This is a genomic window from Microcoleus sp. MON2_D5 (genome assembly GCF_036701905.1).
In the GTDB taxonomy this organism is placed as follows: domain Bacteria; phylum Cyanobacteriota; class Cyanobacteriia; order Cyanobacteriales; family Microcoleaceae; genus Microcoleus.
In genome coordinates, this window is record NZ_JAUBRM010000161.1 from 1 (window position 1) to 7,234 (window position 7,234).

The window sequence follows — 7,234 nt, forward strand, 5'->3', positions numbered from 1 at the left end:
TCTTTTTTCACAGTTTTACTAGCTTTTTCATTTTGGCGCTTTTTTCATATATTTGCAAAAGTGAGATGCACCCGAAATTGTCTGTACCGCTCCAGGTGATGACTAATTCATTCGCTTCTAAAACTTCTCCTTTAGGACATACACTGGCAAAGGAAGTCCAAGCATTAATGAATTGTTTATCTGATGCAAAAATATCTAATTTTGACATGACTTACAGCTCCTTATTGCTGATTTGATCGATTACACAGTTGAGGCTATTAAAACTTACTTTTTTACGGCTATTCGAGCTATCAGTCAGAAGCGATTTAATGCGAGATGAACAGTTAATTGAAAATTGGTAGTAAGTGCAGAGGAATTTATCCCTTCAGGTAGCTCGTGACTTCATACTAGAACACCTAAAAAATGGATTAGGACTTCACGCATATAGTCCAATACGGTTCAGGTAAGACACTCATGGAGACAAAACCCTGTGAAAAACAGATACTGCGAAGGCGCGTGCCTGCCCGAAGGGCTTATGCTTCGCCCAAAGCTCGCAATGACAAAAAAACATTAACTGAACCGGCATATAGTCAAGCTTGTGTCAATGTGTAAGCCCTATCTTCAACAGACATTCCATTTAGCCCACGCAAGTTCCTTGAGTTGAGCTGCAACTTATGCAACCTTAAGTGCTCTACGCTGAATCGAAACAGGGAAGAAAGTTCACCTACAAGCGAGATACGGTTCGCGGCAATACCACTCCTCGGTGAGGCCGATCGTTCCTGAGCGGAAAGTGAACAATACACAGCCTGCTTGGAACATTACCGATCGCTGGCGAGGGCGCTTCAAATCTGTGCCATACCGCCATCAACAAACAGCTCGATGCCGTTGACATAGCTGCTGTCATCTGAAGCGAGAAAGACAACGGCTTTGGCAATCTCATCGGGTGTGCCTACTCTTCCCAGGGGGATGGTACTGACTTGGCTGCTCACGAATTCCTGCACCTCCTGCACCCGCTCATCACTCAGTCCTATGTGATTGTAGGCAGGAGTAGGAATCACGCCGGGACTAATAGCGTTAACCCGAATCTTGCGCTCTTTGAGGTCGAGTGTCCAACTACGGGCAAACGAGCGCACGGCGGCTTTGGTCGCGCTGTAAACGCTGAATGCTGCATTACCTGTGACGCTAGCCGTCGAGGCATTTAGAATGATGGAAGCGCCCAGGGGCAACAGAGGCAGTGCCTTCTGGACGGTGAACAGCACACCTTTGACGTTAGTGTTGAACGTTTTGTCAAAGTGTTCTTCGGTGATTGTGCCGAGTGGGACGAGTTCTCCACCGCCAGCATTGGCGAAGAGCACATCGAGGTGTCCTTGCTCTTGCTCAATCGTGGCGAATAGGCGATCGAGGTCTGCCAGCTTGGAGGCATCGCTCTGAACACCCGTGACGTTTTTACCGATTTCTTTGACAGCGGCATCAAGTTCAGTTTGGCGACGACCCGTGATGAAGACATGGGCACCTTCGGCGACAAAGCGCTTGGCAGTGGCAAGACCGATGCCGCTGGTGCCACCGGTGACAAGAGCGATTTTTCCTTCTAGTTTGTTCATGATGATGAGTTCTGTGGTTATTGAGGGATGAAAGAGTTGTCCGACTGCTGTTCTAATCCTGTACCGTTCGTTTGGTACAGGATCGCCGTATCAAAGGAAATGAGGAATTGCAGAATAAACTCAAGAATCAGAAAGCATTGAGTTGTATAAATTAAATGTGCTTCCTTCTTGTTGTTCTCATTGTTCAACAGACATTCCATTTAGCCCACGCAAGTTCCTTGAGTTAAGCTGCAACTTATCGTCAAGCGTGCTATTCTCCAGAAAAAAAGACCCGGATTTAGTGGTTTGCAATTTGCACAAAAGGATGCAGCCCGTTATAAAAAAGATTCGCTTTGCCCTACTACTAGATGAGGGCATTAGCCAGCGGGATTTATGCGATCGCTTCGGCATCAGTCCAGCCAATTTTGGGGCAATGGCTAAGCGAAAAAACTTGAACACTGTAGCGTTTTTTGAACAAGAGACAGGCTGGATGTACGTCGGCAAACTCTGGTATCCGCCTCAATAATTAGGCTGTTTATTAGTCCAAGGATTCTTTAATTGGGGTGCGATCGCACCCCACCTACCCTACTCGAAAAAGTCCACAGCCAATCAGACGTAACTAGCTAGGTTCCTCTGAGACTTTAACCACCAGTTTTCCCTTCTTGTTGCCGTCGAAAAGTTTGAGGATTGCTTTTGGTGCATTTTCTAAGCCCTCGATAGCCTCCAAAGCATATTTAATTTTTCCCTGATTGAGCCACTGTCCAAGTTCGCTTATGGCTTCAGACCACCGGGGAATATAATCGAGGATAATAAATCCCTGCACACGAACACGCTTTGTCAGAATCTGGCTGTAATTATAAGGACCGGGAACAGGCTCTGTTGCATTATAAGTTGAGATTAAACCGCATAGAGGAATACGTGCGTACAGATTAATTTTGGTCAGCACGGCATCAAGAATAGAACCACCAACATTATCGAAATAAACATCAATTCCATGGGGACAGGCTTGAGCGAGATCGCCTTCCAAGTCAACGGTTTTATAGTTAATCGCTGCATCAAATCCAAGTTCTTCAACAAGCCAGCGGCATTTCTCATCAGAGCCAGTTATACCCACCACACGACAACCTTTAATCTTGGCAATTTGTCCAACAATGGAACCAACTGCTCCTGCTGCTGCTGACACGACTACAGTCTCTCCAACTTTTGCCTGTCCAATTTCCAAAAGCCCAAAATAAGCTGTGCAACCCGTAGCTCCCAGGGGTCCCATAAATGCGGTCAGCGGACAGGGCAAAGGGTTAGGTAGTCGCGTGAGAGAAAAGCCACTGTTCCCTTCAGAGATCGCATAATCTTGCCAACCCAGCATACCCGAAACCAAATCTCCCTGTTTAAAGTTTGGATTCTTAGACTCTTCAACCACACCGATAATAGCCCCGCGCATGACTTCCCCTATTTCAACGGGAGGCATATACTGCTCCATGTCGCTCATCCAAATGCGATTGGTCGGGTCTAGCGAAAGATAGATAGTCCGTACCAAGATCTCACCTTGTTGAGGGCTGGGAATTGGTTCTTCCCGATACTCAAAATCGCTTTCCTTGATGTCACCAACAGGACGAGATGCCAAGCGTAGCTGCCGATTTATCCCTGTTTTCATAGCTTTATCCTTGAGTAGTTCTATTCAAAAGACCCTGATTCAGGGTCTGTCTCTTCTATTTAGTGGTTTCAAAGAATCATCGAGCCGACAACGGACGCGCTTCTGACTGTTTTTGCCAGTCGTGGTCGCGCAAATAAGATTCAAAGTCTGTCGGGGCAGGAAAATCACGTTTCAACTGTGCTAAATCCGCTGCGTAGCCAACGTTCTCAAACCAGCGATACATGATAGTCAATTCCTCTCCAATTTGCTGCTCAAACGCTTCAAACGGAATTTGTTGGTATTCGACGGTTTTTCCTAGAACACGGCTGAACGCAGCAGCGATTTCCGGCATGGTCATGTCCACACTGGCAAGTTCAATTTCGCGGTTCATGAAGTCTGCGGGGCGATCGAATACATCAGCGACCATCTCCCCATAATCTTCTTCAGAAAGCTGCTGCAACTTCGTCTCAGGACTCAATGGCTGAAAGAGGGTTCCGGCCTCAACCATCGGGCGCATCATGTTGTAGTTGTAGAAAAAGAAAACGGGTCGCAAGATTGTGTAGGGCAACTCGCTCGCTCGGATATATTCTTCGACTTGAAACTTGCTGTCGAAATGCGGAACACCCGTGTTGCGTTCGGCGCTACCCACCGAACTGTAGACGAAGTGCTGGATGCCCGCCGATGAAGCCGCGTCTGCAACCGCTTTGCCCTGACGGATTTCGGTGTCTAATCCATCTTGAAATATCTGTAGCGAAAAAACACCGTAGGCACCTTGCAAAGCGCGATCGAGGGAAGCGCGATCGTTGAGATCTCCGACTACGAGTTCTGCGCCTGCTTGTTTGAGGGCAAGAGCCGCAGGCTTGTTTGGGTCACGCACCAAGGCGCGAACCTTGAAATTGCCGCGTTGTAAAAGATGATGAGCGATCGCATTGCCCTGATTGCCTGTAGCTCCCGTGACTAAGATAAGTCGTTCTACGTTGATTGATGTCATAACTGTTTTCTCACTCTCGTTTGTGGAAGGGTTGTAAAGAGGGGTTATTCCCATCTGTTGTTCTCATTGTTCAACCTGAACCCAATTCAGACCACTCAAGTTCTCTGTGTTAAGCACTGAGATAAGCCGAAATCATTCTTCTATGTCTAAAGATTGATCTTTAAGCAGAAGTGACCTGGAACACACGCCAGATTGTTGAAACCTGATACCGTCTCGGTACGATCGCATTTCTCTCAGAAGGTTGATGTCTTCTACCTTTCGCTGGTTAAAGCATGGATGCCAATCGCAAAAAATCCAGTCGTAATGGAGCGTCCTCTGCACGGGTGAGGGGAGTTGTTCTGTCACCGCATGGATGGCAACGGTTTCAGATTGCAAAGCAGCAGGTCGAGTCAGAGGGGAACTGGGGTAAACGCTTGACTCAGGAAGATCTCAATGAACGCACTGGACTTTCACTCAACACCCTTGCCCGCATTGTGAAGCGCGAACTGGGGGTCGATCGCCAGTCGTTAGAGATTCTCTTCCAATCATTTGACCTGGAATTAACGAAGACCGATTATGTCTCTCCGATCGCGTCGGGGGAAGCGTTATCCAGCCAACGGGCAAATCCGCAGCAGGATTGGGATAACGCGGTCGATGCCTCAGTGTTTTATGGTCGTGAAATCGAGTTGGCGCAACTGTGGCAGTGGATGGTCGCGGAACGCTGTCGTGTGGTTGCGCTGCTCGGAATTGGGGGGATTGGTAAAAGTACCATCGCCGTCAAAGCAGCCCTGCACGTGCAATCTGAATTTGATGTGATGGTGTGGCGATCGCTTGCCAACGCGCCTTCCTTCGATGACCTCCTGACCAGCCTGCTGAAATTCCTCATGCCGCTGCAAGGAGATGATCCGATCGTCCCTGCTACGCTCGACGAAAAACTGTCAAAGGTGATGCAGTATTTGCGATCGCAGCGATGTCTATTAATTTTGGATAATGCCGAAACCATTTTGCACAGCGAACAGGTCGGTCAATGGCAATCCGGCTATGAAGCCTATGGGCAATTTCTAAGAACGCTCGGAGAAACACCCCACCAAAGCTGTTGCTTGCTAACCAGTCGCGAGAAACCCCGTGAAATTGCCCTGTTGGAGGGCGAACAGAGCGTTGTGCGATCGCTTTCCCTGAGTGGACTCACGCCTGATGATGGACGCGCCATCTTTCGCCAAAAGGGAAGCTTTACAGGCTCAGATGCCGAGTGGCAAACCTTAATTAACCACTATGGCGGTAATCCTTTAGCGTTGAAGTTGGTAGCTGCCGCTACGCAAGATCTTTTCAATGGCAGCATTGCGGAGGTGGTTGCCTATCTCGATCAGGGAACGTTTGTTTTTGAAGATATTCGCAATCTCCTCGATTGCCAATTCAATCGCCTATCAATTGAGGAACAGAAAATTCTCTACTGGTTTGCTATTCACCGAGAGCCGATGGCGATCTCCGAGATTCGTCAAAACGTTATCGGTGCAGCCTCACAACAAACCGTTCCGCAAAAAGTAAATTCGCTGCTCCGGCGGTCTTTCATCGAAAAAACAGATGGATTATTCTTCTTGCAGCCTGTTGTGATGGAATATGTCACAGAACGGTTGATACAACAGGTCTGTACAGAATTTACAACCCGACAGCTTGATGTATGGCAAAGTCATTCATTGATTCGGGTGCAGGCGAAAGACTATATCCGAGAGATGCAATTACGATTCATCGTACAGCCTGTAATGGAATGGCTTTTATCGTCTTATCGAAATGTGTCAGAAGTTGAAGATAGAGCAAGGCTGCTCCTGGCGCAACAGCGACAACAGCCAGAATATGGAGCAGGATATACGGCAGGGAATTTGATCAATCTGCTCGTGCAGCTCAAAGTAGATTTGCAGGGTTCTGACTTCTCTGACCTCGTAGTACGACAAGCCGACCTAAGACAGATTAATTTGGCGGGAGTCAATTTTCAAAATTCTAATTTAGCAACATCCCTTTTTTCTGAGACATTGGGGATTGCAACATCGGTCGATATTAGCCCGGATGGTCAATGTTTTGCCGTGGGTGATGTAAGCGGGATGGTGTATCTGTGGAATGTCACATCTCATGAACTCCTTGCTACTTTTGAGGGACATAGCGGTGGGGTTTGGGCTGTTGCATTTAGTCCCGATGGCACAACGTTGGCGAGTGCCGGTAATGATACTCTGGTGCGATTATGGAATGTGCAAAGTGGGGAGTGCTTGCGGGTTTTGGCAGGGCACACGGGTCGAATTTGGTCTTTAAGCTTTAGCGCTAATCGTCAATGGTTAGCCAGTGCTAGTGATGATCAAACCGCAAGAGTATGGAATTTACAGGGTGACTGTTTGCACGTTTTGAAAGGACACACCAAAAATGTTTATTCCGTTCACTTCTCGCCCAACTATCCAACTTTAGCTAGCGGCAGTAACGATACCTCGATTCGGATTTGGGATGTGGAGAGTGGAAAATGCTTAAATGTGTTGCAAGGGCATTCTTCTGGCGTTCGCTGTGTGCGTTACAGTCCAGATAGTCAATGGTTAGCAAGTGGCGACCTCGATGGCTGCATCCAACTATGGAATCATCCATCTAATTCTAAAACGCATTCCCCCAATCCTGAATTCAAACCGCTGCGAGGGCATATCAACTGGATTCGAGGCATTGTATTTAGTCCAGAGGGGAGCATCTTAGTGAGTAGCAGTGATGATGAAACCCTTCGTCTTTGGAATGTGCAAGACCGACACAGTACGAATATTCTGGCCGAGCATACTGGAGCTACTCTGGCGATCGCCATGAGTGCAGACGGTAAGCTATTGATCAGTGCTAGCCAAGACCGAACGGTACGTTTGTGGCAGATGCCAAGCGGACAAAGCATCAAAACGTTGAGCGGCTATACGACCTATGGAAAACACTCCTTGAGTTTTAGTCCCATCCCGTTGGTAACATCTCAAAAGCAGAATGACTCTAGGACTTACGCATTGACAAAATAACTCTATTGTGTGTATCTGGAATAGAGGTGAATTCAATTGCTAAAAAAAACAG

Annotated in this window: 7 protein-coding genes; 3 read left to right on the forward strand and 4 right to left on the reverse strand. The window is 47.6% G+C overall.

The window, feature by feature from the left end; translation table 11 throughout:
* A partial coding sequence (locus QUA47_RS29565) for a hypothetical protein (protein WP_333433431.1) occupies nt 1-236 on the forward strand: 236 nt, incomplete at its 5' end.
* Nucleotides 237-821: 585 nt separating this feature from the next.
* Here QUA47_RS29565 and QUA47_RS29570 read toward each other — a convergent pair.
* Together QUA47_RS29570 and QUA47_RS29575 are read right to left on the reverse strand one after the other, a co-directional pair.
* Nucleotides 822-1,580, reverse strand: coding sequence for an SDR family oxidoreductase (locus tag QUA47_RS29570; RefSeq protein ID WP_333433432.1), 759 nt, complete (start codon nt 1,578-1,580; stop codon nt 822-824).
* A 17-nt stretch (nt 1,581-1,597) separates the two neighbouring features.
* Entirely contained in the window at nt 1,598-1,780 is a 183-nt protein-coding gene (locus QUA47_RS29575; RefSeq protein WP_333433433.1) for a hypothetical protein, read from the reverse strand.
* 104 nt (nt 1,781-1,884) lie between these two features.
* Between QUA47_RS29575 and QUA47_RS29580 the strand changes: the two genes are divergently transcribed.
* Nucleotides 1,885-2,085 (forward strand): helix-turn-helix domain-containing protein, encoded by a 201-nt coding sequence (locus tag QUA47_RS29580; protein WP_333433434.1) that lies wholly within the window; start codon nt 1,885-1,887, stop codon nt 2,083-2,085.
* 93 nt (nt 2,086-2,178) lie between these two features.
* On the opposite strand, the gene QUA47_RS29585 is transcribed toward QUA47_RS29580, so the two are convergent.
* Entirely contained in the window at nt 2,179-3,210 is a 1,032-nt protein-coding gene (locus tag QUA47_RS29585; protein ID WP_333433435.1) for an NADP-dependent oxidoreductase, read from the reverse strand.
* 76 nt (nt 3,211-3,286) lie between these two features.
* A complete protein-coding gene (locus QUA47_RS29590) occupies nt 3,287-4,180 on the reverse strand; it encodes an NmrA/HSCARG family protein (RefSeq protein WP_333433436.1) in 894 nt (297 codons plus the stop codon).
* Between the two features lie 272 nt (nt 4,181-4,452).
* Here QUA47_RS29590 and QUA47_RS29595 point away from each other — a divergent pair, with 272 nt between their 5' ends.
* Complete coding sequence (locus tag QUA47_RS29595) at nt 4,453-7,182, forward strand: WD40 domain-containing protein (RefSeq protein ID WP_333433437.1); 2,730 nt, start codon at nt 4,453-4,455, stop codon at nt 7,180-7,182.
* Nucleotides 7,183-7,234: the final 52 nt, after the last annotated feature.